Annotated in this window: 29 protein-coding genes and 4 tRNA genes; 10 read left to right on the top strand and 23 right to left on the bottom strand. The window is 40.8% G+C overall.

Annotation, left to right across the window (positions count from 1 at the left end):
• Window positions 1–6: 6 nt before the first annotated feature.
• The 4 genes from QWZ01_RS02695 to QWZ01_RS02680 form a co-directional block, all read right to left on the bottom strand.
• On the bottom strand, window positions 7–1,857 hold the full coding sequence (locus tag QWZ01_RS02695) for a DNA topoisomerase 3 (RefSeq protein ID WP_290321679.1): 1,851 nt from the start codon (window positions 1,855–1,857) through the stop codon (window positions 7–9).
• 696 nt (window positions 1,858–2,553) lie between these two features.
• Complete coding sequence (locus tag QWZ01_RS02690; RefSeq protein WP_290321678.1) at window positions 2,554–2,784, bottom strand: DUF4287 domain-containing protein; 231 nt, start codon at window positions 2,782–2,784, stop codon at window positions 2,554–2,556.
• A 56-nt stretch (window positions 2,785–2,840) separates the two neighbouring features.
• Window positions 2,841–3,698, bottom strand: a complete 858-nt coding sequence (locus tag QWZ01_RS02685; protein ID WP_290321677.1) for an alpha/beta fold hydrolase — start codon at window positions 3,696–3,698, stop codon at window positions 2,841–2,843.
• Window positions 3,699–3,863: 165 nt separating this feature from the next.
• On the bottom strand, window positions 3,864–4,664 hold the full coding sequence (locus QWZ01_RS02680; RefSeq protein WP_290321676.1) for a DUF5995 family protein: 801 nt from the start codon (window positions 4,662–4,664) through the stop codon (window positions 3,864–3,866).
• A gap of 180 nt (window positions 4,665–4,844) precedes the next feature.
• Here QWZ01_RS02680 and QWZ01_RS02675 point away from each other — a divergent pair, with 180 nt between their 5' ends.
• Window positions 4,845–5,780 (top strand): ketopantoate reductase family protein, encoded by a 936-nt coding sequence (locus QWZ01_RS02675; RefSeq protein WP_290321675.1) that lies wholly within the window; start codon window positions 4,845–4,847, stop codon window positions 5,778–5,780.
• Between the two features lie 45 nt (window positions 5,781–5,825).
• Here QWZ01_RS02675 and QWZ01_RS02670 read toward each other — a convergent pair whose 3' ends face one another.
• On the bottom strand, window positions 5,826–6,767 hold the full coding sequence (locus QWZ01_RS02670; RefSeq protein ID WP_290321674.1) for an SRPBCC family protein: 942 nt from the start codon (window positions 6,765–6,767) through the stop codon (window positions 5,826–5,828).
• Window positions 6,768–6,913: 146 nt separating this feature from the next.
• On the opposite strand from QWZ01_RS02670, the gene QWZ01_RS02665 reads away from it, so the two are divergent.
• Entirely contained in the window at window positions 6,914–7,894 is a 981-nt protein-coding gene (locus QWZ01_RS02665) for a GlxA family transcriptional regulator (RefSeq protein ID WP_290321673.1), read from the top strand.
• 15 nt (window positions 7,895–7,909) lie between these two features.
• Here QWZ01_RS02665 and QWZ01_RS02660 read toward each other — a convergent pair whose 3' ends face one another.
• The 11 genes from QWZ01_RS02660 to QWZ01_RS02610 all read right to left on the bottom strand — a co-directional run bounded on the left by QWZ01_RS02660 (window position 7,910) and on the right by QWZ01_RS02610 (window position 15,411).
• A complete protein-coding gene (locus QWZ01_RS02660) occupies window positions 7,910–9,622 on the bottom strand; it encodes a phospholipase D-like domain-containing protein (RefSeq protein ID WP_290321672.1) in 1,713 nt (570 codons plus the stop codon).
• 151 nt (window positions 9,623–9,773) lie between these two features.
• Window positions 9,774–10,352, bottom strand: a complete 579-nt coding sequence (locus QWZ01_RS02655) for a YdeI/OmpD-associated family protein (protein WP_290321671.1) — start codon at window positions 10,350–10,352, stop codon at window positions 9,774–9,776.
• A 13-nt stretch (window positions 10,353–10,365) separates the two neighbouring features.
• Window positions 10,366–10,929 (bottom strand): DUF4256 domain-containing protein, encoded by a 564-nt coding sequence (locus tag QWZ01_RS02650; protein ID WP_290321670.1) that lies wholly within the window; start codon window positions 10,927–10,929, stop codon window positions 10,366–10,368.
• Between the two features lie 19 nt (window positions 10,930–10,948).
• The gene (locus QWZ01_RS02645) at window positions 10,949–11,356 is read right to left on the bottom strand and encodes a DoxX family protein (RefSeq protein WP_290321669.1); all 408 of its coding nucleotides are present in this window, start codon (window positions 11,354–11,356) and stop codon (window positions 10,949–10,951) included.
• A gap of 6 nt (window positions 11,357–11,362) precedes the next feature.
• Window positions 11,363–11,830 carry an SRPBCC family protein gene (locus QWZ01_RS02640; protein ID WP_290321668.1) on the bottom strand — a complete coding sequence of 156 codons (468 nt, stop codon included), beginning with the start codon at window positions 11,828–11,830 and terminating at the stop codon, window positions 11,363–11,365.
• Between the two features lies 1 nt (window position 11,831).
• Window positions 11,832–12,152, bottom strand: a complete 321-nt coding sequence (locus tag QWZ01_RS02635; RefSeq protein ID WP_290321667.1) for an ArsR/SmtB family transcription factor — start codon at window positions 12,150–12,152, stop codon at window positions 11,832–11,834.
• Between the two features lie 239 nt (window positions 12,153–12,391).
• A complete protein-coding gene (locus QWZ01_RS02630; protein WP_290321666.1) occupies window positions 12,392–12,964 on the bottom strand; it encodes a dihydrofolate reductase family protein in 573 nt (190 codons plus the stop codon).
• A gap of 294 nt (window positions 12,965–13,258) precedes the next feature.
• Window positions 13,259–13,852: a hypothetical protein gene (locus QWZ01_RS02625; RefSeq protein WP_290321665.1), complete on the bottom strand. Its 594-nt coding sequence runs from the start codon at window positions 13,850–13,852 to the stop codon at window positions 13,259–13,261.
• Between the two features lie 198 nt (window positions 13,853–14,050).
• Window positions 14,051–14,123 (bottom strand) — tRNA-Lys (locus QWZ01_RS02620).
• A gap of 63 nt (window positions 14,124–14,186) precedes the next feature.
• A tRNA-Lys gene (locus tag QWZ01_RS02615) sits at window positions 14,187–14,259 on the bottom strand.
• A gap of 132 nt (window positions 14,260–14,391) precedes the next feature.
• Entirely contained in the window at window positions 14,392–15,411 is a 1,020-nt protein-coding gene (locus QWZ01_RS02610) for a WD40/YVTN/BNR-like repeat-containing protein (protein WP_290321664.1), read from the bottom strand.
• A 194-nt stretch (window positions 15,412–15,605) separates the two neighbouring features.
• On the opposite strand from QWZ01_RS02610, the gene QWZ01_RS02605 reads away from it, so the two are divergent.
• Both QWZ01_RS02605 and QWZ01_RS02600 read left to right on the top strand, forming a co-directional pair.
• Window positions 15,606–15,689: transfer RNA gene (locus QWZ01_RS02605), tRNA-Leu, on the top strand.
• Window positions 15,690–15,755: 66 nt separating this feature from the next.
• Window positions 15,756–15,839: transfer RNA gene (locus tag QWZ01_RS02600), tRNA-Leu, on the top strand.
• Between the two features lie 2 nt (window positions 15,840–15,841).
• Here QWZ01_RS02600 and QWZ01_RS02595 read toward each other — a convergent pair.
• The 4 genes from QWZ01_RS02595 to QWZ01_RS02580 form a co-directional block, all read right to left on the bottom strand.
• Window positions 15,842–16,321 carry a hypothetical protein gene (locus QWZ01_RS02595; protein WP_290321663.1) on the bottom strand — a complete coding sequence of 160 codons (480 nt, stop codon included), beginning with the start codon at window positions 16,319–16,321 and terminating at the stop codon, window positions 15,842–15,844.
• A gap of 166 nt (window positions 16,322–16,487) precedes the next feature.
• Window positions 16,488–17,078, bottom strand: a complete 591-nt coding sequence (locus QWZ01_RS02590) for a hypothetical protein (RefSeq protein WP_290321662.1) — start codon at window positions 17,076–17,078, stop codon at window positions 16,488–16,490.
• A 90-nt stretch (window positions 17,079–17,168) separates the two neighbouring features.
• A complete protein-coding gene (locus QWZ01_RS02585) occupies window positions 17,169–18,419 on the bottom strand; it encodes a PBSX family phage terminase large subunit (protein WP_290321661.1) in 1,251 nt (416 codons plus the stop codon).
• A 220-nt stretch (window positions 18,420–18,639) separates the two neighbouring features.
• Complete coding sequence (locus QWZ01_RS02580; protein WP_290321660.1) at window positions 18,640–19,104, bottom strand: terminase small subunit; 465 nt, start codon at window positions 19,102–19,104, stop codon at window positions 18,640–18,642.
• Between the two features lie 196 nt (window positions 19,105–19,300).
• Between QWZ01_RS02580 and QWZ01_RS02575 the strand changes: the two genes are divergently transcribed.
• The 5 genes from QWZ01_RS02575 (at window position 19,301) to QWZ01_RS02555 (ending at window position 22,928) form a co-directional block, all read left to right on the top strand.
• The gene (locus tag QWZ01_RS02575; protein ID WP_290321659.1) at window positions 19,301–19,798 is read left to right on the top strand and encodes an Xre family toxin-antitoxin system antitoxin; all 498 of its coding nucleotides are present in this window, start codon (window positions 19,301–19,303) and stop codon (window positions 19,796–19,798) included.
• A gap of 87 nt (window positions 19,799–19,885) precedes the next feature.
• A complete protein-coding gene (locus QWZ01_RS02570; RefSeq protein WP_290321658.1) occupies window positions 19,886–20,350 on the top strand; it encodes an RES family NAD+ phosphorylase in 465 nt (154 codons plus the stop codon).
• A 94-nt stretch (window positions 20,351–20,444) separates the two neighbouring features.
• Window positions 20,445–21,698 (top strand): BamA/TamA family outer membrane protein, encoded by a 1,254-nt coding sequence (locus QWZ01_RS02565; protein ID WP_290321657.1) that lies wholly within the window; start codon window positions 20,445–20,447, stop codon window positions 21,696–21,698.
• Window positions 21,699–21,978: 280 nt separating this feature from the next.
• Window positions 21,979–22,530, top strand: a complete 552-nt coding sequence (locus QWZ01_RS02560) for a hypothetical protein (protein WP_290321656.1) — start codon at window positions 21,979–21,981, stop codon at window positions 22,528–22,530.
• A gap of 104 nt (window positions 22,531–22,634) precedes the next feature.
• Window positions 22,635–22,928: an RNA recognition motif domain-containing protein gene (locus QWZ01_RS02555; RefSeq protein WP_290321655.1), complete on the top strand. Its 294-nt coding sequence runs from the start codon at window positions 22,635–22,637 to the stop codon at window positions 22,926–22,928.
• A gap of 91 nt (window positions 22,929–23,019) precedes the next feature.
• Here QWZ01_RS02555 and QWZ01_RS02550 read toward each other — a convergent pair whose 3' ends face one another.
• Window positions 23,020–23,382, bottom strand: a complete 363-nt coding sequence (locus QWZ01_RS02550; RefSeq protein ID WP_290321654.1) for a hypothetical protein — start codon at window positions 23,380–23,382, stop codon at window positions 23,020–23,022.
• Between the two features lie 205 nt (window positions 23,383–23,587).
• Window positions 23,588–24,097: a GNAT family N-acetyltransferase gene (locus QWZ01_RS02545; protein WP_290321653.1), complete on the bottom strand. Its 510-nt coding sequence runs from the start codon at window positions 24,095–24,097 to the stop codon at window positions 23,588–23,590.
• 391 nt (window positions 24,098–24,488) lie between these two features.
• On the opposite strand from QWZ01_RS02545, the gene QWZ01_RS02540 reads away from it, so the two are divergent.
• Window positions 24,489–24,794: a hypothetical protein gene (locus tag QWZ01_RS02540; RefSeq protein WP_290321652.1), complete on the top strand. Its 306-nt coding sequence runs from the start codon at window positions 24,489–24,491 to the stop codon at window positions 24,792–24,794.
• A gap of 42 nt (window positions 24,795–24,836) precedes the next feature.
• Here QWZ01_RS02540 and QWZ01_RS02535 read toward each other — a convergent pair whose 3' ends face one another.
• Complete coding sequence (locus QWZ01_RS02535) at window positions 24,837–25,535, bottom strand: S24 family peptidase (RefSeq protein ID WP_290321651.1); 699 nt, start codon at window positions 25,533–25,535, stop codon at window positions 24,837–24,839.
• Window positions 25,536–25,661 lie beyond the last annotated feature (126 nt).

Below are 25,661 nucleotides of genomic sequence, written 5' to 3'. Positions count from 1 at the left end.
ATTCTTTTAAGGTTTAATATCAGCTGTTATTTTGTTTTTGACCATTAAAGTTTTGCCTGCTTGCAGTAATTCATGCGTAATGTTGCGGGTATAGGTTTTTATTTCCTGCTGAAAGTCATTAACTGATGCTCCCGACCTGATTTCTTCCAAACGTTTTTCCCAATTGCCTGTCAATTCAGCCTGTGCTATTTTCTGATCTTTTACCACATGATAAACGTTAAGTCCGGTTTCGGTAGGTACCAGGTTCTTTTTTTCACGGGTAATATAATCTCTCTTGATGAGTGTTTCAATGATAGATGCTCGTGTGGCCGGTGTGCCCAGCCCGCTATCTTTCATGGCATAGCGCAACTCTTCATCCTCAATTTCCTTTCCCGCCGTTTCTAATGCCTTTAATAGTGAAGCTTCGTTATATAATGGCTTGGGCTTGGTTTGTTTTTCAAGCAAGGCCTTGTCCACAACCGGCAGGCGTTCATCTTGCTGTACTTTGGGAAGGCTTGCATTTTCCTCGTCCTTTTTCTCTTCATCGGGCTCATTCAACACCGCGCGCCATCCGGCCGAGCTGATCACCGTTCCGCTGGCTGTAAATATGGCCCCTGATTGAACAGTGATCTTGGTGATCTCCTTGATACATTCCTGGTGAAAAGCTTCGAGCATGCGGGCCGCTACAAGATCATAAACCGCTTGCAGATCATTAGATAACTGGTAAGGGGTTTCGCCGGTAGGCAAAATAGCGTGGTGGTCGGTAACCTTTTTGGCGTTAACACTGCGCTTGTTAAGCTTGGCAGTTGTTAAAAAGGTAGCCTGCTTCCCAAAATCAGGATGATCTTTAAATTTATCGATCAGTGCCGGTACGGTAGCAAAAACGTCATCACCAATATAGCGGCTGCCCGTACGTGGGTAGGTAACCAACTTGTTTTCATACAGGGTTTGCAGCAGGTTAAGGGTTTGATCGGCTGTAAAACCTTTGCGTTTGTTGGCCTCCTGTTGCAGGCTGCTCAAATCGTGCAGCAGTGGAGGTGGCTCTTTGCGGGGCTTAGCCTCCACACTCACAATATGGCCGCCATTCGGGAAACCGGCAGGTACATCCTCAACTTTATCAACTACTGTTTGGGCCTCTTCCTTAGTTTTAAAACTATCGGCAGAGATGGCTTTAAAAACCTGCCCCTCCTTATCAACCTGAATGCTCACCTGGTAATATAGCTGGGGCACAAAGTTTTTATTTTCGATATAGCGTGAGCAGATCATGGCCAGCGTTGGGGTTTGCACCCGGCCTAAGGATAACACAGACCGTGTGCCCGACGAAATGCTGAGTGCCTGCGTGGCGTTCATGCCCACCAGCCAGTCTGATTGTGAACGGCAATGTGCCGAGTTGAACAGGGTATCATAATCGCTGCCGGGTTTCAGGTTGCGAAAGCCCTCCTTAATGGCTTCGTCTGTTTGCGACGAGATCCAGAGCCTTTTAAAAGGTTTTTTGCATTTCAGATAATAATATATGTAACGGAAAATCAGTTCACCCTCGCGCCCGGCATCCGTAGCAACAATAATTTCGGTAGCCTCATCAAAAAGCGCTTTAATGGTATCAAGCTGTTTTTTTACCGATGGGTCTTCAACAATACCGTCCTTGGTTTTTACCTTGCGGATGCTGAGCTTAAACTTAGGGGGCAACATGGGCAGGTTTTGGATACTCCAGCCATAAAAGCCATATTCCTGCGGGGGAGCCAGCTGTAAAAGGTGGCCGAATGCCCAGGTAAAAGTGTATCCCTTGCCCTCCATATAGCCATCTTTTTTGGTGGTAGCGCCAAATACTTTGGCTATCTCCCGGGCAACGGATGGCTTTTCGGCAATTATAACTTTCATGGGCAGGTGTTATCAAAAAAATATAAGGGGCGAAAGGTAGACAAACCAAGCCAGCGCTGCAATGACTGTTGAAAAATGAATGGGGGCAAAGGGTTTGGCTAAAGCCATTGCCCGATCAACTCTCAATTCCGTCCCATAAATGGGGATGGAGTTGAATTAAAAATAATGGCCGGTTCAGCGTAAAACCATTCTGAACACATTCCCTGATTGATTTCATTCATTGCCGTTGGCTTTAGCCAACGGATAATAAATATAAGATAGAGGCTTTAGCCAAAGCAAGTGAACAGCATGTTGGTATTAGCGAAAATACCTTGAATATTTTTTAATTCCCTCCTTCGGGAGGGGTGCGATGGAATTGTGTAATGGCAGGGAGGGTATACGCGGTTGCATCAAATCAGGTTATTATCGACTCACCCCGACATCGCTACGCTTGTCGACCCTCTCTACAGCTTAGCCACAAAGAGGGTAAAACAATCTTGTCATTGCGAGCGTAGCGTGGCAATCGCGAACTTTACAGAGCAAATTTGCATAGTTCGCGATTGCTTCGTTCCTCGCAATGACAAATTTCCTTTTCTTACCCTCTTTCCGCCGCAGGCGAAGAGAGGGTGGTCCAGCGAAGCGTAGACCGGGTGAGTCGTTTGTATGCTATGCAATTTCTATAATTCTGCCTTGCATTTGTAGCGAAACTATTAACAACTATTCACTATCCTCGTTCTTGATGCCTTTGAGCAGGGCATAAATAGCCATGGCATGGCCATGACCCAGTTCAAAATCATTTTTAAGCCAGTTGGTGATATCGCCGGCCTTGGTGGCCGGTGTAAGCTCGCCGTTTTTGGTAAAGCCTTTCTCTTCGGCCAGTTTTCTGAAATCTGCGGGGCCTTTGCCCGTTTTTGATTTGATGGTGGTAAGATATCCTTGAAATGACATGTTGCAGGATGTTTTAAAGGTTTATTATTTTGTTAAAAAAGTAGCACGGTTTTGTTTCAGGAATCGGCTAAAAACTCATCAAGCATGGCAGCAAATAATTCGGGTATTTTGCTTCCTTTATCCGGAAAGTACATTTCACCAAAATACTCGCCATGGCCTCCTGGTAATATAGCCAGCCTGCCATGCGGGAATAAGCGGGCCATCTTAGCTGCATGTTCGGCGCTGGCAAGGTCTCTGTCGCCAATTACTACAAGGGCAGGAGCCTGTATTGATTTGAGCTCCTCATCGCTCCAGTCTTTAAACATGAACATGCGGTGCGCGTCCTTATTAAACATATTCATGAGGGCAGCCGGGTCGCTGTTTATTTTGGCAAACTCATCTTTGTAAATCTGCGGCATACTGCTGAACTGCGGATTTTTAAACCCTTCCCAAAAGCCTGCGGGCGCTGCATCGCGTTTATAAAACGCCGAAGCGATGATGAGCTTATTTACCCGGCCCGGGTGATCAAGAGCCAGTTGCATGGCCGTTTGGCCGCCATTGCTAAAACCAAAAATATCAGCTTTAGGAATGTTAAGTTGTTTTAGCAGTTCGGCTACGTCATTGGCATCCTGTACAAAAGTTTCGGGCGCGTCCCTGTCGCTGGTATGGCCATGAGCCTGTAACTCTACGGCAATAACCTGGTGAGTTTTGGCCAGTATGGGCATTATTTTACCAAAGGAGGTTTTAATGGTTGAGCCGCCGCCATGTATCAGCACCAGCGGTTTGCCTGTGCCATGTATTTCATAATACATTTTAATACCGTTTATGTTGGCGTATTGCCCGGCTTCGGTAGTTTGGGCCTGTATGGTGCTTGCAGTCATCATGGCCATAATTAACAATGGGATTTGACTGAGTGTGTTGCCTGCGTTTTTCATCTGTATAAATTTTATATTCAAATGTACGGCCGGTGTTTTAATTGCTAAATGGGCATATCCGACAATTATCGGGGCAATTGCGACAATTAAAACAGCAGCAGTTTTTTATAATAATTGGATAGGTTTAATCACTTAATTGTTACGCTAAAACAGTAAATACCCCAATTAAACCGCCACCGGGACAGTATTAGCCGTATTAATCACAATTTTTTCCTTTTGGTACTGATGCAGGGTTTTGATAATGTTGGCAGGTTTTTTCCACTCAAAAACATGAATTATCCAAAGCGTAAGGCGCATAATGCCGGTGGCATGTGCAAGGCCCTGCGCCAGCTGGGTAATGGTTTTATCACGGTCATTAATAAAGTCGGCATAACCGCTGGTGCCCTGTTTTTTTAACAGATCCTCTGCAAAGCACCACGCGCCATCGCGGGCATTACCAATGCTGAACTGTATGAGTATGGAATAATTGGAGGAATGCAGCCCCAGGAGCGACAGCAGCGGGGATACCCGTGTAAGCTCATTGATCACTTCATAAGTTAACGCAGATATAATGGTGTTGATAGAATCAAAATCCCGCTCAACCCCATCCATATTACCGCCTGATACTTCTACGGCCGCAATACCAAGGTCGAGGTTAATGTGTGCGTTCATGCCCAGTAATAACTGCTGTAAAACCAGTGCCGATGATTGTTCGGTAGCCTCAAAGGCCACGCGCCATGAGCCGGTAAGCGGTTGCTTATTTTTCCAGGAGGCATAAGCATCAAGGTAGCGGTTGGCAAACAGCACATCAAATTTTTCCATGCGGGGCCCATTCTCAAACTGGCCCTTGGCAATACCATCCCTCACACTGGCCGTTACTTTATAGTACAAGGCAGCAAAGTAACCAACTCGGCTATTGGTATTGATGCTTTCGGTAATGATGGCCTCAAGCGCGTCAATAACCTGGCTAATGGTAGTAGCTTGCATTTTTTTAAGATTGGTTAGGTTTATATACTGAGTTGACCTTATAAATTTAAATAAAATAAGCTGATATGAAGATGTTTAAAACGGCGTAAAATGAGAGCCGTTTAAATGAGTAAGGTTAGCAAAGCATATAAATTACAATAACCCGATGTTAAGTTTTTTTAATAATTATACTTTTGGGATATGAACAATGGGCAAATTGCTACAACATATATTTTAGGTTTAGGGGCTTTAGGCAGTTTATACGCGGCGCATTTATATGATATGAACCCAGCATCGGTAAGAATTATTGCTGATGCCGACCGGATAGCCAGGTTTAATAAGGAGGGTATTACTATCAATGATAAAAGATATGATTTTACTTATGTATCGCTGGGGGATGAAGTGCAGGCACCTGCCGACCTGATCATTATTGCTGTAAAAGCTCATCAGCTTGCCAGGGCCATTGATGATATTAAGCCGTTTGTTAATCAGGATACTACAGTAATATCCCTGCTGAATGGTATCTCCAGCGAAGAAATCATTGGCGCGGAGATAGGTATGGAGCATTTGCTGTATGCCTACGGTGTTGGGATGGATGCGGTGCGCACAGGCAACTCGGTTAACTACCAATTTCCGGGTTGGATATATTTTGGTGAAAAAAATAATGAGGTGTATTCTGAGCGGGTTGCAGCCATAAAAACGCTGTTTGAAAAAGCGGCTATTCCCTTTAAAATTCCTGTTGACATGCAAAGGGCGCTATGGGCCAAATTTATGATGAATACGGGTATTAACCAGGTTTCCGCGGTGCTTAAAGCGCCTTACGGTGTATTTCAGCTAAATAAAGGGGCCCGCCAGCTAATGGTGACCGCAGCTAATGAGGTATTAACGATAGGCAAAAAAGCAGGCATTGGAATTGACCAGACAGACATGGATGCTTTTCTGCATATTGTGGACGGACTTAATCCTGCCGGTAAAACATCCATGCTGCAGGATATTGAAGCCGGTCGCCAAAGCGAGCTGGATATTTTTGCCGGAAAAGTTATAGCGCTTGGTAAAACTTTTAATATACCAACGCCGGTTAACGAAGTCCTGTTCAGTGTTATCCGTGCTATGGAGGCTATGGGGCCTGTTAACTGAATTATTAAGAAGCCCTTCTGATTTTAATCAGAAGGGCTTCTTAATTTATATAGTGGCCTCTTTTAGGTTGGGTTGCCCTTTTCCTGTGGTTATCAGGCTCAATAAACTTTGCAGGTAGTAATTCCAGCCTTTTGAACAATCGTTAAAACATTCAATTTCGGGTACCAAACCAATGTGGGTGAAAAGGAGTTGTGTTTCGTTGTCCTTAGTGTAAATTTCAAAAACAATTTTGGTCCCTGTCCATTCGGTTTTATTTTTCAGAAAGCTCAGATCGCTATCGGTAACCAACCAAACTACTTTTTTATCAGGGATCACCTCAATTAATTTTTGCCTTGAGTAATGAACGTCTGCAAAACGGACCTCAAATTCGTCATTCAGTTTTTGGGAGTTACCTGTAAAATCATCTGACCACCAGGCCTTAATATCATTAATGGCGTTAAATACTTCCTCAGCGGTTTCATCAACTAAAAAAGAGGTGGTAAAATCCTGTTTTTGTTTCTCCAGCTTCCATTTTTCGGCCAGCTGGGTATTAAAGGTTTCATCTTCCTTTGAGTTGGGTTTACCTTTGCCGGTAGTGATAAGGCTGTATAAGCTATCTTTGATATAGCCGGTCCAGGCGTCGTGACATATCTTGTAGCACTCATGCTGCGGAACCAGGCCCTCATGTGTAAACTTGATCACCGTTTGACCATCTTTTTGTGAAATGTCAAAAACTACCTTTGTATTTACCCATTCGCTCTGATCATCAGTGAATTTGAAATAGTTATCCAAAACCAGCCAAACCACCCTTTGATGGGGTATCAGCTCTATCATTTTCATTTTGCAATAATGAACATCCTGAAAATGGTATATAAATTCGTCGTTAAGCTTTTGTGTATCGCCCTGAATTTCTTCCGACCACCATCCGCGAAGATTGGTGATGGCATCGAGTGCTTGTTTGGGGCTTTGGGGTACCGAAATGGTGACAGTGAAATCTTGATTTTCCATGGTTAAAATTATTGTTGAACTTTAAGTTTGTAACGGTGATATAAAGTTAAGACCCTCATAAACAATTAACAGGGTGTAAAATGGACTTTGTTACGGGTTGATTTGGACAGGGGTAAAGCTTTATCTTTACTATAAAAAATTAAGCCATGAAACATATCACGATACTTGTACCCGACGGGCCGAATAACCTGAGCAGTATTGTAGGTTCATATAAGATATTGACAAGGGCCAATGAGTACTGGAAAGAAACCGGGCATAAAGAATTGTTTAAAATTGAACTGGCCGGTATTTCAAAAGAGGTGGAGTTTTATGATGGCCTGTTTACGGTAAAACCGCATACCCATGTATCGGCCATAGCAAAAACCGATCTGGTTATCATTCCGTCATTAAATCATAATTATAACAATGCCTTAAAGGGCAATGGCGAACTGGTAACCTGGATTGCCGAACAAAATAAAAAGGGTGCCGAAATAGCAAGCGTTTGTACCGGCGCTTTTCTGCTGGCATCAACCGGTTTGCTGAATGGTAAAGCCTGCTCAACGCATTGGGCTGTGGCCGATGTTTTCAGGAAGATGTTTCCTGAAGTGAATTTGCAAACCGATAAGCTGATCACCGATGAGAACGGCATTTATACCAATGGCGGTGCTTACTCATTTTTGAACTTGCTGATTTACCTGGTTGAGAAATATTACGATAGGCAAACCGCCATTTACTGTTCCAAAGTTTTTCAGATAGAGATGGACAGGCAAAGCCAATCGGAGTTTATTATTTTTAAAGGACAAAAACTTCATGGCGATGAGATGGTGAAAGAGGCACAATCATATATGGAGGATAACCTGCACGAAAAAATATCTGTTGAACACCTATCCGCAAGGTTTGCCGTAGGGCGGCGGCATTTTGACCGGAGGTTTATTAAGGCTACAGGAAACACGCCTTTGGAGTATTTGCAGCGGGTAAAAATAGAATCGGCCAAAAGGATATTTGAAACCAGCCGTAAAACAATTAATGAAGCCATGTACGAGGTAGGCTATTCTGATGTAAAGGCATTTCGTGAACTGTTCCGAAAAATTACAGGATTATCGCCTTTGGAGTACAGAAGCAAATACAATAAGGAATCGCTCGCATAAAAATCACATTTACCGTCAGGCAAATAATAAGCGGTCCTTGATCTTTATAGGGTCGGTGTAATCCTCCTTCCACCAGGGGAGTATATCTGGGTTTTGAGGTGCCGGCTGCAGGTTCAGTTTTTTGCGTGCTTTTTTAGCATCCTTTTGCGCCACCCGGAACTCATAATGATCAAATATGCGCAGTGCCTCAATCATGTAAGAAACTGCTATTTTGCGATTTTTTATCAATAGTAAATTCTCCCCGTTAGTGCCATCTGCAGCAAACGAAAAATTGTACGAGCCCATATAAACCCGGGCCGTAGGCAGGTTAAAATCTATCACAACAAATTTATGATGCATGCGGGTGCCGCCACCGCCGGTTGGTTCAGACTTGAAGGGCTCAGGTACATCTTTTTCTAAAGAAGCCGGACTTACCGGCGCATAATTGCCATCGGGAGTGAGGAGTTCAAAGCCTCCGGCTTTTTTATCAGATATACCGTAAACGAAAATATGTTCGTTCAGGGTTACATCGGTAAGGGCCTTACGCACAGGGCCACTGGTTTGCGCGAGGAAAGCCATGGAATAGAAAAGGCTTGATTTGGTAGTGGCTATATCAGAACCTATACTATCCAATACCGAATTATCGGCAGCGTGCGGTGAAAAGCTTACGCTGGCATGTACATCTTTTATGCCAAGCGGATGCCATTGGGCCGGGGCAGAAGCGCCAAAGTCTGCCGCTTTGTTGCTTGCCCAATATTGGTTAAAAGCCGCCTGAAAAAGTTTTACCGGGGTTTTACCGGTAAGTACAATAGCGTTATTATTTTGTACATAAAAACCACGCCATGAGAAATTGGTTGAACCGCAAACAACCAGTTTGAGGGTAGGGCTGTTAACAATGATGGTTTTGTTATGCTGCAGCTTACCCATGTGCTGCCTTTTAACCTCAAGCGCGCTGACCGTTAAGCGGTCTTCAGCTTGTTTTTCGGCCGAGTCGGTTTTGCCATGAGCACCGTCGTTATCGATAATCAAGCGCAGCTTTTTGCCCAGTTGCTCCAACAGGTCAACTACATCAGGTACATTCAGGTCATAAGCAATTACATCTACCTTAGCCTTAGGGTCATTAATGGCTTTTGTAAGCACCTCTATAATGGCACTGCGGGCTTCAAAGCCCATCCAGCTAAGGGCCTCTGTTGTTTTAGGGTGAGTGGGTTTAAAGGTAAGGCCCAGTTTTGCTTTTGAGGGTAGCAGTGTACTTATGGGGCCGTATTTATCATAATTATCTACAAATGCCTGCGATGCAACAAAGCCGCGTGTAAAAGCCACATTCAGGAAGCCGGGGTAGGTTTCACGCTGTAACGCGATGGCAGCTTCCTGGTAATCGCCGTAGCTGAGTTCGCCAAGGTTATTCATAAACACAGGGGAAACCCGATAGATAAATTCGCCCGGCATTTCTGCATTACGCGGAAAATGCACCCACCTGAATTTCTGTATAGGTGATAGCCTTGTAGATAGTTTTAGATTCTCGCTTATCCCGGTATTGCCAGGGAACGACAGCCGGTTTTTAAGTGCAAAGAATTTACTGCCTCCCGGTTCCTGATATTCTATAGCGAAGCCTACAAAATCAAGCGAAGGTTCGCCGGTTTTCCAATTTATGGCTATCAGGGCCATGCCCTCGCCGCGGTGCAGTTTCAACGTAAATAATGCTTTATCGTTGGTGCCGCTTACCTGAAATTCATCTTCAATAGGCATAAGGACAGGAGTTTGATAAGTTTATGGTTATACAATTAAAAATAACCATTATCAAAATATAATCCTAATAACAAATGTGTTAAATTATTATAAACTTAGTTCAAACACTAAAGAAGTGGGAGGATGGATTAATTTGTTCTTATGCGGATAACTAATCATTCAACCCTTTCCCATCTAAAATTTGCGGAATATATTTTTCAATCCTTGATTCGCGGGTTTTGGATTGTTTGGGTGATGAGAAGTGGAGCAGGTATGCCCTTTGCCGCCCCGGAGTTAGTGCTTCAAAAGCTGTTTTCAAGGCCGGAATTTTATCTAACTTATATTGAAACTCCTGGGGCATGGTAAACTCTTCGGTCTTTTTAAGATTCACCTTCAAGCCTGCTTTTTCAACCTCAATGGCTTCAAAAACACAGGCCTTGATAGCGGGTTCAAGCTCTATAATTTCCAGAACATTGGTGAAACGGATCTGGCGGGCTGCCTGTACATTTTTACTTTGTTGAACCAGGATATGATGCGGGTCATTCAACAAGGCGCCTTTAAATAATAAAAGCGCGCAGTACTCTTTAAAATCATGTATTAAAACAATGTTACGGTTCTGAAACGTGTAGCAGGGGCAACCCCATTTCAGTTCTTCGGTAAGTCCGCAATCAAGAATGATCGTTCTTAGCCGTTCTGTTTCCTGCTGCCACTTTCCGGCTTTATTAAAATAAAAATCAACTTTTGGATTCATATATTTATAAAACTTAAACCTTTAACAAACCACGAAAACCCCTTGCCGCATAATAAGAATCGGCCCCGTTGTGGTAAACAAATATAGTATCGTAACGGCGATCGCAAAAAATGGCGCCTCCGAGTTTTCTGATCTCTGCCGGTGTTTTTATCCAGCTGGAGGTTTTGAGATCAAATTTTCCGAGTTGCTGCAATTCGCGGTATTGCTCTTCAGATAAAAGCTCAATACCCATTTCGGCGGCCATATCAACAGCGCTGTTAGCCGGTTTGTGTTCTTTTCGTGCGTTTAGTGCCGCATGGTCATAACAAATGCTTCTGCGGCCCTTAGGGCTTTCTGGGGCACAATCAACAAAAAAGTATTCACCTGTATCCTTATCCTGGCCAACAACATCCGGCTCGCCTTCGGTTAGCTCCATTTCATCCAGCGACCAAAGTTTTTCAGGGTCAGCATTTAACTTTGCCAGTACATTAGTCCATTCAATACCTTGGTGCCGGTTCATGTTTTTTTCAAACCGGGTTTTCAGAGTTTTTAAAAGTTGTTCGCTTTGTTCTGCTGATAATTGCTTTTTGGTACTCATACTCTTACTAATAAAAGATTTACGATATTGATTTACTAAAATTAACAGAAATAATTTTTCTATCCGCCGGCCTGAAATACCAGGATAGCATGGTTAAGATAAGCAGTAACAATGACGGTAATATTTTTACAACAGCATCGCCCGAGAAGATATGAGAGAGTATTGCTCCAAACATGATGAAAAAAAAGCCTGCATATGCCCATTCTTTGAGTAATGGCATTTTGGGAATAAGTACGGCCACAACTCCGGCAATTTTGCAAACGCCTAAAATTGTTAACAAGTAAATAGGGTAGCCTAAATGTATGATACTATCAGCGCCACCTTGTCCGTCCTTCATTTTTAACAATTGCACTACCGCGGTTGATACCATTCCTAATGCAAGCCAGATGGTGGTTATCCAATAAATGATTTTATTTCTCTTTTGCATGGTGTGTTACTTTAGTTTGCTAACAATATCCTGTAAACGGTTATGCGCCATATTGATGCCCTGCGCAAATGGTAAGGCCAGCATCTGATCGCGAAGAACAACAGAGCGATACACTGTATGTATATTTATTTTGCTGGTATCATCGGTTAGTTTTATAAACTCCAAAAACTCAAGCTGAACATCAAAAGGGGTATTCTCCATCTGAAAGGTACGTGTGATTTTTTGGTTTGGGCAAAACTCATGGATGGCACCATTGCCCCTGAATACCACGTTGCCTTTGGCATCTGTTGTTTCAAATTGATAGCCGCCATGCTGTTTGTTTTCAAGTTTCAGCACGTTGGTTCCCATCCATTGCGCAACAATTTCGGGTTCGGCGTAGGCTTTAAATAGCAACTCTACCGGTAAATCAAATTCACGGGTGATGGTGAGGTCATGTTTGCCTGGTTCTGCATTGATCTTTGTTTTCAGTTCCATACTATTTGTTTTTATACTGTTTCATGATGGCTTCTAATTTGTTAAACCTGTCGTCCCACATCTGGCGGAACGGTTCAATAAAGTCGGCTACTTCTTTCATTTTTTTTGCGTTGATATGATAGTGGATCTCCCGGCCGGTTTGTTCCTGTTTCAATAATTCGCACTCGGTGAGTATTTGCAGATGTTTAGAAACGGTTGGCCTGGCGGTATCAAAATTAGCGGCTATTGCGCCTGCTGTCATGGTTTGTGAAGCCACCAGCAAAAGGATAGCCCTTCTGGTAGGGTCGGCAATGGCCTGGAAAACATCTCTTCGTAAATTCATTATGTAGTCATTTGACTACAAATATAAATGTAGCTATTTAACTACGCAAATTTTTCACATGATTTTTTTCGGTAAAAGTATGTTGATTATATAGATAAGGTATTAAAGAAGCTGGGGAGATGGAGCGAGTAGGAGAGTAATCATAAAATCCCCTCTAAGAGATCAGAGAGGATTTTATGAACCCGCTGAGATAAAACAGTGGAACCTGGTGAGGCAATCTGAGCTATTTGTAGTTTTTGTTATTGCTTGTCAACTATGTAATTCAACTCAGTTACTCCGGAAGTAAATTGTCTGGTAGTTAATAAATTTAGTTTTATTTTGTCTTTGATGTCTACAAACAATGGAATACCCTGCCCAAGAATAATTGGATTAACAAGTAGCCAGTAGCCGTCAATTAAGTTTAGCTGAATGAGCGAATGTGTAGCCGCTGGGCTGCCAAAAAGCAAGATTTCTTTACCTGCTTGTTGTTTTATTTCACTTATTCTGTCAGATAGGTTTTCGTTAATGACTTTTGTGTTAGTTAAACCTTCATCATTCATTGTACTTGATAACACGATTTTGTGCGCGTTTTTATACCATTTGGAATGTTCAATATCGTGCTTGGAGGCATTTGGCTCATCTCCTGCAGTAGGCCAGTAACTTTCCATCATCTCATAAGTTGCCCGTCCGTATAATGCGGCATTGCCTTCGCTTATCCGCTTACCTACATGATCAAAAATTTCTTCATCAACTTTAATCCAGTTCATTTCTCCATTCGGTCCGGCTACAAAACCGTCGAGCGAAATGTGCATAAACGAAATTATTTTTCTCATAATGTTTTATTTTTATTCAAAGGTACAGGAACAGCCCACGCTTGCAATGTGCAAAGGCGACAAGTTAAGGGGGGAATTGCGACTTATATTAGGTTGAAACTGATAAGCCTTATCAGGAGGTAATTTAAAGAATGATTATTGGAAATAAAAAAGGGACAAATCATTTTTATCTGACTTGTCCCTCTGTGATCCCGCTGGGATTCGAATAGTATAAGTTAATGTTTTGGTTACCAGATGGGCGTTTTAGCTTGGTAGTTAATTTTTAAACGTTTCAGACAATATTACATTTAAGGGCTATTTTACTTGTGATATTAGTTGTGGATTTTTAATAAACTCCACCTCAATTTTATCAGTAAAAGTGTAAATATATTCTTGACTGTAACAATTGCCGATTACATCCTCATATTCAAGGTAAAATATAATTGTCGCGCCCTCTTGCGAAAACAACACCGGATTGCTCAATATTTTAAAGTGCAATTCGTATGTTATAGGTTCATAAGCGTGCGGAATCGGAAGAATTAAACCATTGTGGTTTTTACTTATCGATATATCTGCGATTGTAGAGGCTGTGTTAAACGGTTTTACATTTAGATTTTTGCAATCCCTTTTACTTAAATTCAATTTGAAACTAACTGTCGAGTGCATCATAGAATCAATCTCTTTATTGACAATAGAGTAATTAGTCAAATTAAGGGTTGGCTTATGCTCGAACTTAAATCGTTCGGCTTCCATGTCTGCAATCCTTTGCTGATTTTTTTGAACAGCAATTTGTGATCTGAAAGTTAGGAAAAGTAAAATAGCAGTTAAAAAAGTCCCGGTGACAACAAACCAATCAGACACAGTTCCCCATACTTGGGGGGCAAGTAAATTTATAGTGATAAAATTCATGCTATAAATTTATCGAAATCAGTTTAAAATTACTGATTGGTTAAAATAATTCACCAGCCCATTTCCTAAATTCAAAAAGTACTATGATTTAATTAGGTAATTATATAATTATATAATTATTTGTATATGAGGTAGGTGTGTTTTGTATTTTAAATTTTTGGCATAAAAAAAGGAGAGTAACGATCTTACTCCCCTTTGTGATCCCGCTGGGATTCGAACCCAGGACCCCAACATTAAAAGTGTTATGCTCTACCAGCTGAGCTACGGAATCATTTACCCGTTATTATATTGTATTATTTGAATTAAAAAGCCTCTCCGTTTAGAGAGGCTTTCGTGATCCCGCTGGGATTCGAACCCAGGACCCCAACATTAAAAGTGTTATGCTCTACCAGCTGAGCTACGGAATCATCCTTTTAACTTCTTCGGTAGTGCTACCGTTTCCGTTTAAAGTGGTGCAAATATAGAATGATTTAGAATACGATGCAAACGTTTTTTTAATTAATTTAAAAGTCTTTTTTAAGGCTCTCAACACCAGTAAACTATATTTTAAAAATGGCCAATCTGCCATCATTTCCGGCAAGCAGCACCAGTTTTCCGTGCTTTGCTTTGGCACAAACATTAAAACTTAAGGCGTCAATTTTGCTCCAGGTTTTACCTCCGTCTGTTGTGATATTGGTTCCGGAGGTACCGGTTGAAAGATAGGTTTTGTTGTTGATAAATTCCACACATGATTGATAACCAGCTGGTCCGGATAGTGGATTGATAAATTTGGTCGCTGAGTTCGCTGTACATATAACAGCAACAGAGTCTGTTTTTTTATCATTCTGATAATCGCCGCCAACTATTATTTCTTCACTCTTCCCAATTGCTATGGAAAATGCACCCTCACTTGCTTTACCGTTAATAAGTGGAAAATTATCGTAATTCCAAACATTGCTATTAAGTTTTAATGTCAGCATCCTGCTGGTTTTTCCGCCCGAAACAATGTACAAGTCGCCGTTATTTGATCGTAAACAAGATCCGCTGGCGGCAAAAGCTGCTTCGCCAGGCAGGGCATCAGGAAGATTATCAGCGTTACTCCATGTTTCACCACTATCTTTTGTTTCCATTAATAAAAACTTATTATTGATGGGATCGCCAAGTATATAACCATGTTTGCTATCGGTAAAATCCATCGCATCAAAAAAATATGCAGAATCGGTTTTGTGGTATTTTTCCTGCCAGCTTTTTCCGCCATCTGTTGTTTTCAATACTAACGCCGGTGTGCCCGAGCTCATGATTATGGCTTCCTGATCAGAAAAGGCTTCAATATCTCTGAATTCTGATTTTTCATAACCTTTTACCTGTTGCCAGTCCCATGTTTTTCCGCCGTTTTTAGTAATGGCTACGTAGCCATTACTGCCGCTTGCCCAAGCGGTTTTATCATTTAGTACCGATAAACCCCGTAAAACAGAAGGTTTATTTTGTTGCAAAAGTTGTATGCTTTGGGCTTTTATAATTAAAGGAAAGCACAGGCTATAAAATAAAATACTGAAAATGAGCGGGTAGTTGTTCTTCATTTGCTTCGGCATAAGGGATTATGTTTACCCGAAATTAATTTTTAATACCACAAGTAACAACAAGCGCTCAATTTTTGCATTATTTACTTGCAATTTAATGGAAACGTTTATATTTGCACGCTTGTTAATAAAACGGTGCCGCTATTAGGTAAGAGGATAAACTTCTTATCAAATGAAGTACCGGAGCATCATAAGCCCGGATGGCGAAATTGGTAAACGTTGCGGTCTCAGAAGCCGTTGAGAATTGTCTCTTGAGAGTTCGAGTCTCTCTTCGGGCACGCCGGATTTGAAAAAAGGTCATAAGTCAAAACTCAAAGGCTTATGACCTTACTTTTGTAACAAAGGCCCAGGTGGCGAAATTGGTAGACGCACCATCTTGAGGGGGTGGCACTCGTAAGGGTGTGGCAGTTCGAATCTGCTCCTGGGCACATCAAAACAGTAATTTACTAAACGATATTCGTATCGGCAGTTTAAAATTATGCTCATAATACCATTGAGATAAATACACACCATCACTCCAGCTTAATTTTCCATCGGCTACTTTTTGTGTTATTAGAATCGATAACTGGTGCAATACGCCACATCTGATGTTTTTATCCATCGCCGTTATTGTTTCTATCGCGGCGCTTGCAATATCATTAGGCTTGGTTAATTTAAGGGAACTCTCTATCAGTTTCAATTCCGTTAAAATAACAGGTATTGATAGTTGAAGTTTCTCTTTGATGGTGTTGTCAAGATCTCCAGGAATTATTGCAGTTAAAACATCCGCGGCAGGGGAGTTAACAAAGTTTTTAATATTTTCGGTTACGGAGATACCTATTTTGAGAGCCGTGGCTATTTCATTCGGTATTGTGTTAAATAAACTTTTGATATGATCTAATATTCTATTTAAAAAAGATTTTAAGCTCATGATTTGTTGTGTTCTTTAAGTTTGTTTACCTCTTGTTGTAACACAGCAACCTGTCCCTCTAAAATTTTAAGCCGAAGCTCATTTACCCTGGCTTGTGTTTCCTGAGTTGAGCGTATATCTTTAATATCACTTTTAAGTTGGAAATAAGTTGTCATTACCGACATAACTATGAAATGGGCAGTGCCTCCGTTACCCGCATCTTTTCTATTTCGGTGCAAAACTCCTCGGCCTGGTACTCATCATACTTTTTACCGGTGGCCCTGCAAAAAAAGTAATGAGCCAGCACATGGCAACAGGCCTTTAATGAAGGGTTAAAGTTCTCTTTCCAATCCTCATCGCCATATTTTTTGATATGCTCATTAATTTCATCGGCGATAATATCTCTTGCGGCCATAAAGGCTCCGGCAGGCTCAACCGAAAGGTTTTTGATCACTTGAATTGATTTGGATACTGACTTTTCATGCCCTGCATTCAGCATAAAAGTTACCTCTTTAGGTATTGTTTCGCTGTTGTATAAATACCTGATCTGGTAGGATAAAGCTAATACAGCCTCGCTGAAGATTTGAAAATCATCAATATTCTTTACGTTATACAGTTCATTAGTGGCGATACCCGAAAGGATGCTGATAGCCTCCACATCGTTTAGGTTTGGCTTTTCCTGCAGGGCCATCATTTGGCCGAGTGTTAATTCGCTTAATTGATCAGGTATTTGTACCCGCAATTTGCCCTGGGTTGTTTGCAATGTTTTTTCAATCATAATTATGGAGTTTCCGCCCTGGCGGATGTTTGTTAATTGTTTATCCGCCAGTGCGGTTTAAGTGTGAAGAGAAGTGTTTAGCCAGTGTCTTTAACCCGCAAAGCCCTCGAAAAAACTGGAAGTAATAGTTGGTTTTGAAATAAAGGGCATACGCGACTTTATTTTTGCCTGACCGTTAGTACTTAATTTATTCAGTGCAACGTAACGCAAAGGATCAATCAAGTGGTTCCAGGCATCAATAGGTTCGTTAATGGTTTTGCCGCTACGATCAACCCGCCATTTGTAGCGATTAAGCTCGTTTCGTAAATTAATGCTGCTGCGGGTTACATTTATTTTGTAGCGCTTAAGTATATCAATGGAGTTTTTAACGCTATCGGCGCCTTTTTTTGCGCCGGTAATGTACCAGCCCATCCGCTTCAGGTCTTCTATTGATTTGGGTTCGGCACTATCGGCCACTATCTCCGTTTTTTTGCTCACACCATATTCATTGAGCTTATGAGCTATATCGGTATTGGTTAGGCCGGTTTCATAAAATAGCTCATTGATCCAGAGTTCGCCGTTTTGCTGAAATACCTGCAGGCAGCCTGTTTGGTCGTTAGTAAAGCCAAAATCCAATCCCGAGGCTATAAGCCGCGCATTAGGAGGTATCTGACTGCAGATGTACCAGTTATTCAATATTAAACCTGTTATTTTTCCGGTTACGCCGCGTGCGTATACCTTCCACAGCTCAATATCTTCCTTCTTCAGTGATTCTATTTTATCCCTTACCTTTTGTTCTAAAAAAGGATTGTGCCGGTGATCGGATATAATGAGTTGAACGTTTGGTTGTCCGATTAGCCTTTCATGCACCCAAAAACCTGTACTGGGGTTGTAATCAATAAAGATACGCTGTTTGGTACGCAGCGCCAGCTCGGTGTACACATCCCAGGTAATACCATTGGCTTCGTTGATAAATAGATAGTCGCGCTTGCCCGATTTGGCATCCTGGGCATTATCATAGCTTTTAAACTCCAGAATACTGCCGTTGTTAAACTGAAATACCCGGTCGGTTTTATTATAGCTTTTTACCTGGGTTTGCAGGGCGACCGAGTTATCGTAAATATGCTGTGCATCGCGAAGCGCACCAGCTTTGAGGTTAGGAATATCCTGGGCTACTACCGTGATAACAGCTTTAGGTGTTTGGCATGCTAAACAGAATAATACCTGTTCAATAGCGTAGGTTTTGCCCGAGCTTGTACCGCCTTGGTTAACAACCACATGGGCGTTTGAAAAATAGTTTTGCCTGAAGAGGACAGAGCTACCCAGGCCTTTGAATGGCGGGGCGTTAATATCAGTATGCATAATATAAGTATTATGAGAAAAAAAAATAGGCTATCAACAGAGTTGACCTTCTTAATAAGGATTTCTTGTAGGATCAATCTCCGTTGATTGAGTTATGCTTAAAATGCTAATTGGCATAAATGAATTCAAAAATACTAAAATAATTAGTTAAAATCAAAATATATTTTTGAATTATTTATTAACAAGGGCCTTGGTTACAATAGGAGTGAAGCACAGGAAATTAAAGCGCGACATCTTTTTCATTAGCCGCCGGCATGGGGCCGCTATTGAAGATTTCTATTTTCAGCGTATCGTCGGGTTTGGTTGCGGGCTTGATAATTTCGGGCTTATCATTCCAGCCGAGGGTTTTAAGGGCAAATATTACCCCGGTTGGCGTTTGGTGTAAGCGAGCCTCGTAGGCGGCCTCAACCCGCAAACGTCCGCGTTTGAGTATGCGTGCGTGCTTGCCTTTCTGTTCATAGGCCTCAAACTCCTGCTTGCAGGTAAAGCCTAAAAATAGGGCCATGCCCGATATGGTAGCAAATTCAGGTTCGCGTAACCAGGATTTATGCACTGCTGCGCTTTTAGAATTTTCTTTAACGGGTAGGGGTTCTGCATCGGGTTCGCCCTCGATATAAATAAAATACTCATCAATACGTTGGGTTAAAACCGCAGCCGATTTAGAATAATAAGACTGTGTTTTCATTATGATTAAAATGATAATTGGAATAATTACCCTCAAAGGTAAAAGAAATAAATTGAATTTACTAATTATTTTAGTAAATAATCATTTTCAAATAATCGTCGGCAGGTGTTTTAAACATCCGGGCTTTAATTTAAACAGGAGAGATAAATAAAAGCAAAATATTTTTGTTTTAAATAGAAAATAATTACATTTGTGTATGAACAAAGCAATTAAAAGTCATGAAACAGGAGTTGAGGCTAAACGCGCAACACCAAGGCCTTATGTAATGCCCGAAACAGAAACAATGGTAAATGATCTGTTAATGCCTTATGAAGCATACTTTAAATCGCCGCTGGCTAAATTAGGGGCCATTAAGCAGGGCTTGCGTTCAGATGCCATTACCGATCTGTTGCAGGTTACCGGCGCTACACAAATTGATATAGCTAAATGGCTTGATATTACTGAGCCTACACTGCGCAAGCATATACAAGGTTCACGTGAGTTAAACCGCGGCCTTAGCGAACATATTATACAGTTATTTGAACTTTTTGATAAAGGCCTTGATACCTTTGGTACCCTTGATGAGTTTAAGAGCTGGCTAAAGCATTATAACCCGGGTATTGACGCCATTCCGTTTGAGTTGCTTGATACCTTAACCGGTATAAGTATAGTGCTTAATCAGCTTATCCGTATAGATTACGGCGTATTGGCCTAACAGGTTTGCGGTTTATAAACCACAACCTGTTATCGCTTACAAAATCATCATAATCCATTATCAAGAACTTAGCACTCAAAGACTGATTTGAACGTATATCGCATAAGCCAAACCAAATATGCCAATGACCGTAAGGGATCTGGCGTTGACGGCCGATGGAACTCGCAAGGACAATACCTTATTTACACAGGAGGGTCGCTTGCGCTTTCCTGCCTCGAAAAACTGGCCCATACACCAGGTACATCCTTATACAGCGGCGATTTCTCGGTGAGTATCATCAATATACCCGATACCGTGCCTGTTTTTGAAATCACCGTGGCCCGGCTCACCAAATTAAATGCCAACTGGCACAAGGTAATTAATTACCCCATTACCCAACTTATGGGCGATACCTGGCTGCGTAAAATGGAGACGGCGGTTTTAAAAGTACCATCGGCTATTATTGACCTGGAGTATAATTATTTGCTAAACCCGGCACACCCCGATTTTGAAAAAATAAAGATAACCAGTGTAAGCAAATTTACTTTTGATCCACGCTTAAAGGCACGATAAATTAGTTTATTCAAACAACCTTTCGGGGATATTATTTGAATAATTATTTATAATTGCAAATTATGAGTCCATTTGTATACCGGTAATCATCATAATGCGCAGGAAAAAAATAGCTCTTATAGGTTTTGTTTTAACTACTTTATTATTTAGTAATACAAGGCTTTACGCGCAGGATAAACGCTACATACCAATAGGCCGTACAAAGTATAAGGATACTTTACTGGTTGCCCATCCCGATACTACATTTGAAAAAGATCTGTTTGATGTGATCAGATCAATATTTGTAAAAAACTACAAACAGGGCAAAGCCGATTCAGTAACTACCAAACCAGTGATATCTATTGTGCCTGCAGTAGGGTATACCCTGCAAACCGATCTGGCGGGTACGCTTTCGGGCAATGTGGTTTTTCGTACCGCTCCAAATACCCGCATATCAACAATAACTGTAAACCCGGCATACACTCAAAAGAAACAGGTGATCATACCGCTGCAGTCAAACATCTGGACAAAAGATAACGAGTATGATTTTATAGGCGATTTCAGGTTTTACAAATACCCGCAAAGCAGCTTTGGTTTAGGAAGTAACTCCGACAAGGCGAATGAAAATCCGCTTGATTACACGTTTTTCCGCTTTTACGAAACCGTGTTAAAGCAAATTACAGGTAACTTTTATGCAGGCCTGGGTTATATTTTCGATGATAGATGGAACATGTCTGAAAAGGGGCAGGCCAACGGGCAGGTGTCTGATTTTGAAAGATATGCATCCGGAACACGGTCGATTTCAACAGGTGTCACCTTTAATGCTTTGTTTGATAGCCGTGATAATTCCATAAATGCTTCGCGCGGATTTTATACCTCTTTGCAATACCGCGACAATTATACCTTTTTAGGGAGCACAACCGGATGGCGTTCATTAATTGTTGATATTCGCAAGTATTACAAATTTCCGCAAGGGTCTGATAATGTGCTTGCTTTCTGGTCATACAACTGGTTGGTAATTAACGGACGGCCAGCTTATCTTGATCTGCCGGCAACGGGCCATGATCCTGGAAATACTACGGGTCGCGGCTATATACAGGGCAGGTTCAGAGGGGCGCAGATGGTATATCTCGAAAGTGAATATCGTTTTAAAATAACCAGGAATGGCTTGCTGGGCGGTGTGGCATTTATTAATGCCGAATCTTTTTCGGGGGCACCGGGTACTCCGTTACAACGCATACAACCAGGGTTTGGGCCGGGCCTGCGTGTTAAACTTAATAAGGTATCAAAAACCAATATTGCTATTGATTATGGCTTTGGCCGCCAGGGCTCAAGAGGCTTGTTTATCAATGTTGGTGAGGTTTTTTAGGTGAGTGCTAATTATAGCTCGTATTTAGCTTTCGGTAACCGAAAATAAGGTGTTTTTAGTTTCGGCATTTCTCATAAATGCTCATTAATTATCAATTTTTATAAAAAAATAAACATTCGCTATTATTCTCCTGTTTCGCATATGTAAAAAAGTGTTAAACTTTAACTTAAATCGATTGCGGTGCTGAAATTTTTAAATATTTATTATTAGCTTTAACCATCAATAGGCCTTTGATAATATGCGGTTTAATAAATTGTTTATTTCCAGTCTTTTACTTCTTATGGTGGCGATATCGTCATGCCAGAAAGATGAGAGCGTAAAAGACCTGGATACCGCTAAACCGCAGGTGGCCGCTGCTGTTGATAGTACGTCTGCGTTGAATACTGTTAATAATCCCGATAATTTTTTAGCAGGTAAGGGCATCTTAAAAATCACCATTCAGGATTCTACTTATACTTTTGATGCGGCTACAGATTCCGTTGCTTTTATAAACGTGCACAGTGGTGAAAGTAAATACTTTGGTATCACTGCAATAAACAAAGCGCATACCATGAGTTTTGGTATCAGCTCCATTGGTTTTGCTTCGGCTAATACCACCAGCAGGGTTGCGGGCAGCCAGTTTTTATTTAAGGCCGATGATAAAAAGCCGGTACTGCAATACACGCTTACCCAGTTTGTAGGGCAGGACGATTCCGGAAAAATAAGTATTGAAAAATATAATAATGACAACCTTATAGCCAAAGGTACCTTTTTTACCTTCCTGGCTAAAGATGATAAGGCGAACTCTCCATTTTACAGGGTTGAAGGTAGTTTTGAACTACAACTCAAATAATTATTTCATTAGGTAATTTAAAGGTAAAAAAGACCGTGCTATTGTAGCCGGTTGCCAAAATGCGCTCAATTTTTCGTACCTTTATATAAATTTTAAAGACATTGATGAAAGTATTTATTGCAGGGCTTCCTTTAGAAGTAAATGAAGCCGAATTAACAGCTGTTTTTGGTGACTTTGGGCCGGTTAAATCGCTCAGAATCATTAAAGATCGCGAAACAAAAGAGAGTAAGGGTTTTGGGTTTGTGGAGATGGTTAATGATGACGAGGCGAAGGAAGCAATTAGATGCATGAATGGCGCGAGTTATTATGGCCGCAGAATTACAGTTAACGTAGCCGAAGATAAAGGACCGGGCTTTAATGGCAACGGTGGAGGTAAAGGTAACTTCAGACGTAACTAACAATAGCGAATAAAAAAATTATTCTTTTTTTAAGTATAAGCCGGCTTTGACCGGCTTTTTTTTTGAATATTAATTTTCTTAGACCAAAAGTTTAAACTGCCTTGTACGGCTGTATTATTACACTATTATTTATATTGAAAGTATTTAATAAATAATCAAGCCTGTTGTTTAACTCCTTGATTGATATGTTGTTATTTTCAAAAGCTGTGGTGAGCTTGCTTACCTCCTGGCTAATATCGGGCGTGTTAGTTGTGTTGATGTTTCCTGGCATGTTAAGCTGTTCGTGTTGTTCTAAGGCTTTAATTTTATACTCAGCGGCTGTTAATAGATAAAAATGTTGTAGATCATTGATGTACAGATGATTACGTATTTTATTTTGCTCTTGTTTATAGAATGAGACTAAAAATATAGCAGCTACAATAGCAGTGATTACAAACATCATAATAGGTTCCATCTTCTTATAGGTTTAAATTACAACTTAGGTTAACGCTGGCCAGGGGATTGCTTACGCGCTTATTTAAAATAAATATATGAGTATTATTTTTTGTTTTATACTTAAATGTTAATAAAACTCATAAATGTTGATAAATATTTGGCGTGGGCTGTTATACTAAGGGTTAAAAATTGTTTATAAGTATTTGGGAACTATAAATAATTACTTAAATCCGTTTTTCGTAACAGTAAAATCTTAACCCGGGGCGAAAGCTCAAATCGATTTCGCCTGCAAGGATATAGCCCAGTTTTGGGAATAGCTTTTGTGTAGCCTGGTTGTTGGTATTGGTATCAATACGGAGGGTTTTTATATTTCGGCGGATCGCCTCCTTTTCCGCTTCACCAAGCAAGGCTGCAGCTATACCCAAGCCCCGAAAACGTGAACTCACTGCCAGCCGGTGGGTAACAATGGCAGGTTCGGAAATATCCCAGCCAACTTTTTCATATTCGGCTTCCTGATCGGTTGTTATAGCGCTAACACCGGCTACCTGGTTGTCAACCTCCGCCACCCAAAGTTGGTTTTGCTCAATATCATTGGTAAATACTCCCGCATTTGGGTAATTATTATCCCATTGTAAATTACCGGAAGCTATCATGGCTGGTACTACTTCGGCAATAAGTTGCAAAATATCAGGTATATCAGTTAATGCAGCCCGGCGAATAAGTATTGTATCCATAATTAAGTTGACGAGCCCAAAAATATGAAAAATGGATCTTATAAACCGGATAGCCTATTTCATGTGGATTTATAAGGACTTAGGAATAACTGATCAAAAATAGTATACTGGATATGATCTGTTATTTAGCTCCGGAGGGTTTAACAGACTGGTATCGTTTTGTTTTCAACTGCACTATGATAACCCCAAGCATCAAAGTAGTGAGGGTGTAAAATGCAATGTTTTGCATAGTATTACCAACACTAAGTTGCTCAGTAACAAAATATAATGTTTTGGTATTCATATCTACTAAAACTATATTACAATAAGTGTTCCGAAATCTGATTAATGCACGTTATTGTTTATATATTTACTTTCTGCCTGATAATTAATACATTAAAGATAATAAAATATGACTCTTGATGAATTTTTGAAGCGGTTAAAAAAAGAATCGGAAGTTGTAGATACCTTAAAGTTGCGTAATTATTTTGTTCATTTAGATCAGTTGTTTAAAATAATAGCTTATGATGGCGACAGGCTCAACAAAAAACACAATTTGATGATTGCTCCATATCTGCAATATATTGATACTACCAGGCGCAACGATTTCAGGGATGATCTTTCAAAAGCCGAGCTGGAAGAAATGGCAGATAGCCTGAAAACAGATATTGATTGCATGATATTCAGGATAGAGCTAAAGGGAAAGCCGGTGATATAAATACATCACCGGCTTTTATGTTTTAACAATTGTTAACTGTTTTTAATGGTTGTGTTTTTTGTGAATATCCTTTACCAGGCATAGTTTTTTTATATCAGCTATCTTGATGATGAACGGAGCATACTTGAGCCGGCTGCCAACCATCTCTGTAGTATTATCTGAGTGGGCAATCACCTCATCCTGGTTATCACCGGCCAGCAGGCGTTTATACATCCTGTACTCGCCCCATTCAATATAATATACCTCGCCAGGTAATATCTTTTTATCATGAATCACCTTTAAAGCTACCCAGCAGCCATTTTCAAGGTAGGGATACATGGAGTGGCCCCAAACCGGCAATGCAAAGTCGCAATCTTCAATACCGGGAAAATTCATTCGACCCACCGGCATAGAATCATTAATATCATTATATACCTCCACCCCTGAAGCGGTAGCCGAAATTTCATACATCGGGATGCCATCAGGCTTAATTGCTGGCTGATTTTCTGTATTTACGACGGGTTGTGTGTTATTAATAAAATCTCTGTATTTTTCTTTAAAAATTCTGAGTTTTTCAGGATCGATATTTTGGCGGCTCTTCACAATTTCAGTAATAGAGCTTGGTGAATTAAACCCGAGTGCTTCGGCCAGTTGGGCGTTACCTACAAATGCTTTTCCTTTAAGTTGATTGTAAAGTATAATAAATTCCAGTGTTTCTGGGCGGATGGTTTTTATTTTACCGGGTTTCAGGCTATCACTCATGTTGATAAATTTATTAAAGATATTTATTGATATTGATAAAGATATTTCTGTATATTTGTTTCATTAATTCTGCTAAAGTAATACATTTTTTTATATAAACAAATGTTTATTACAGAATTAAAGAAA

Origin of the sequence: Mucilaginibacter aquaedulcis (assembly GCF_030409325.1) — a bacterium.
Taxonomy (GTDB): domain Bacteria; phylum Bacteroidota; class Bacteroidia; order Sphingobacteriales; family Sphingobacteriaceae; genus Mucilaginibacter; species Mucilaginibacter aquaedulcis.
The sequence above is the reverse complement of the archived record's forward strand: the minus strand, read 5'-3'. Positions and strand labels throughout refer to the sequence as shown.

Excerpts from the sequence above, each read along its gene's own strand:
- QWZ01_RS02695 (WP_290321679.1), bottom strand. The coding sequence starts at position 1,857 with ATGAAAGTTATAATTGCCGAAAAGCCATCCGTTGCCCGGGAGATAGCC.
- QWZ01_RS02690 (WP_290321678.1), bottom strand. The coding sequence starts at position 2,784 with ATGTCATTTCAAGGATATCTTACCACCATCAAATCAAAAACGGGCAAA.
- QWZ01_RS02685 (WP_290321677.1), bottom strand. The coding sequence starts at position 3,698 with ATGAAAAACGCAGGCAACACACTCAGTCAAATCCCATTGTTAATTATG.
- QWZ01_RS02680 (WP_290321676.1), bottom strand. The coding sequence starts at position 4,664 with ATGCAAGCTACTACCATTAGCCAGGTTATTGACGCGCTTGAGGCCATC.
- QWZ01_RS02675 (WP_290321675.1), top strand. The coding sequence starts at position 4,845 with ATGAACAATGGGCAAATTGCTACAACATATATTTTAGGTTTAGGGGCT.
- QWZ01_RS02670 (WP_290321674.1), bottom strand. The coding sequence starts at position 6,767 with ATGGAAAATCAAGATTTCACTGTCACCATTTCGGTACCCCAAAGCCCC.
- QWZ01_RS02665 (WP_290321673.1), top strand. The coding sequence starts at position 6,914 with ATGAAACATATCACGATACTTGTACCCGACGGGCCGAATAACCTGAGC.
- QWZ01_RS02660 (WP_290321672.1), bottom strand. The coding sequence starts at position 9,622 with ATGCCTATTGAAGATGAATTTCAGGTAAGCGGCACCAACGATAAAGCA.
- QWZ01_RS02655 (WP_290321671.1), bottom strand. The coding sequence starts at position 10,352 with ATGAATCCAAAAGTTGATTTTTATTTTAATAAAGCCGGAAAGTGGCAG.
- QWZ01_RS02650 (WP_290321670.1), bottom strand. The coding sequence starts at position 10,929 with ATGAGTACCAAAAAGCAATTATCAGCAGAACAAAGCGAACAACTTTTA.
- QWZ01_RS02645 (WP_290321669.1), bottom strand. The coding sequence starts at position 11,356 with ATGCAAAAGAGAAATAAAATCATTTATTGGATAACCACCATCTGGCTT.
- QWZ01_RS02640 (WP_290321668.1), bottom strand. The coding sequence starts at position 11,830 with ATGGAACTGAAAACAAAGATCAATGCAGAACCAGGCAAACATGACCTC.
- QWZ01_RS02635 (WP_290321667.1), bottom strand. The coding sequence starts at position 12,152 with ATGAATTTACGAAGAGATGTTTTCCAGGCCATTGCCGACCCTACCAGA.
- QWZ01_RS02630 (WP_290321666.1), bottom strand. The coding sequence starts at position 12,964 with ATGAGAAAAATAATTTCGTTTATGCACATTTCGCTCGACGGTTTTGTA.
- QWZ01_RS02625 (WP_290321665.1), bottom strand. The coding sequence starts at position 13,852 with ATGAATTTTATCACTATAAATTTACTTGCCCCCCAAGTATGGGGAACT.
- QWZ01_RS02610 (WP_290321664.1), bottom strand. The coding sequence starts at position 15,411 with ATGAAGAACAACTACCCGCTCATTTTCAGTATTTTATTTTATAGCCTG.
- QWZ01_RS02595 (WP_290321663.1), bottom strand. The coding sequence starts at position 16,321 with ATGAGCTTAAAATCTTTTTTAAATAGAATATTAGATCATATCAAAAGT.
- QWZ01_RS02590 (WP_290321662.1), bottom strand. The coding sequence starts at position 17,078 with ATGATTGAAAAAACATTGCAAACAACCCAGGGCAAATTGCGGGTACAA.
- QWZ01_RS02585 (WP_290321661.1), bottom strand. The coding sequence starts at position 18,419 with ATGCATACTGATATTAACGCCCCGCCATTCAAAGGCCTGGGTAGCTCT.
- QWZ01_RS02580 (WP_290321660.1), bottom strand. The coding sequence starts at position 19,104 with ATGAAAACACAGTCTTATTATTCTAAATCGGCTGCGGTTTTAACCCAA.
- QWZ01_RS02575 (WP_290321659.1), top strand. The coding sequence starts at position 19,301 with ATGAACAAAGCAATTAAAAGTCATGAAACAGGAGTTGAGGCTAAACGC.
- QWZ01_RS02565 (WP_290321657.1), top strand. The coding sequence starts at position 20,445 with ATGCGCAGGAAAAAAATAGCTCTTATAGGTTTTGTTTTAACTACTTTA.
- QWZ01_RS02560 (WP_290321656.1), top strand. The coding sequence starts at position 21,979 with ATGGTGGCGATATCGTCATGCCAGAAAGATGAGAGCGTAAAAGACCTG.
- QWZ01_RS02555 (WP_290321655.1), top strand. The coding sequence starts at position 22,635 with ATGAAAGTATTTATTGCAGGGCTTCCTTTAGAAGTAAATGAAGCCGAA.
- QWZ01_RS02550 (WP_290321654.1), bottom strand. The coding sequence starts at position 23,382 with ATGGAACCTATTATGATGTTTGTAATCACTGCTATTGTAGCTGCTATA.
- QWZ01_RS02545 (WP_290321653.1), bottom strand. The coding sequence starts at position 24,097 with ATGGATACAATACTTATTCGCCGGGCTGCATTAACTGATATACCTGAT.
- QWZ01_RS02540 (WP_290321652.1), top strand. The coding sequence starts at position 24,489 with ATGACTCTTGATGAATTTTTGAAGCGGTTAAAAAAAGAATCGGAAGTT.
- QWZ01_RS02535 (WP_290321651.1), bottom strand. The coding sequence starts at position 25,535 with ATGAGTGATAGCCTGAAACCCGGTAAAATAAAAACCATCCGCCCAGAA.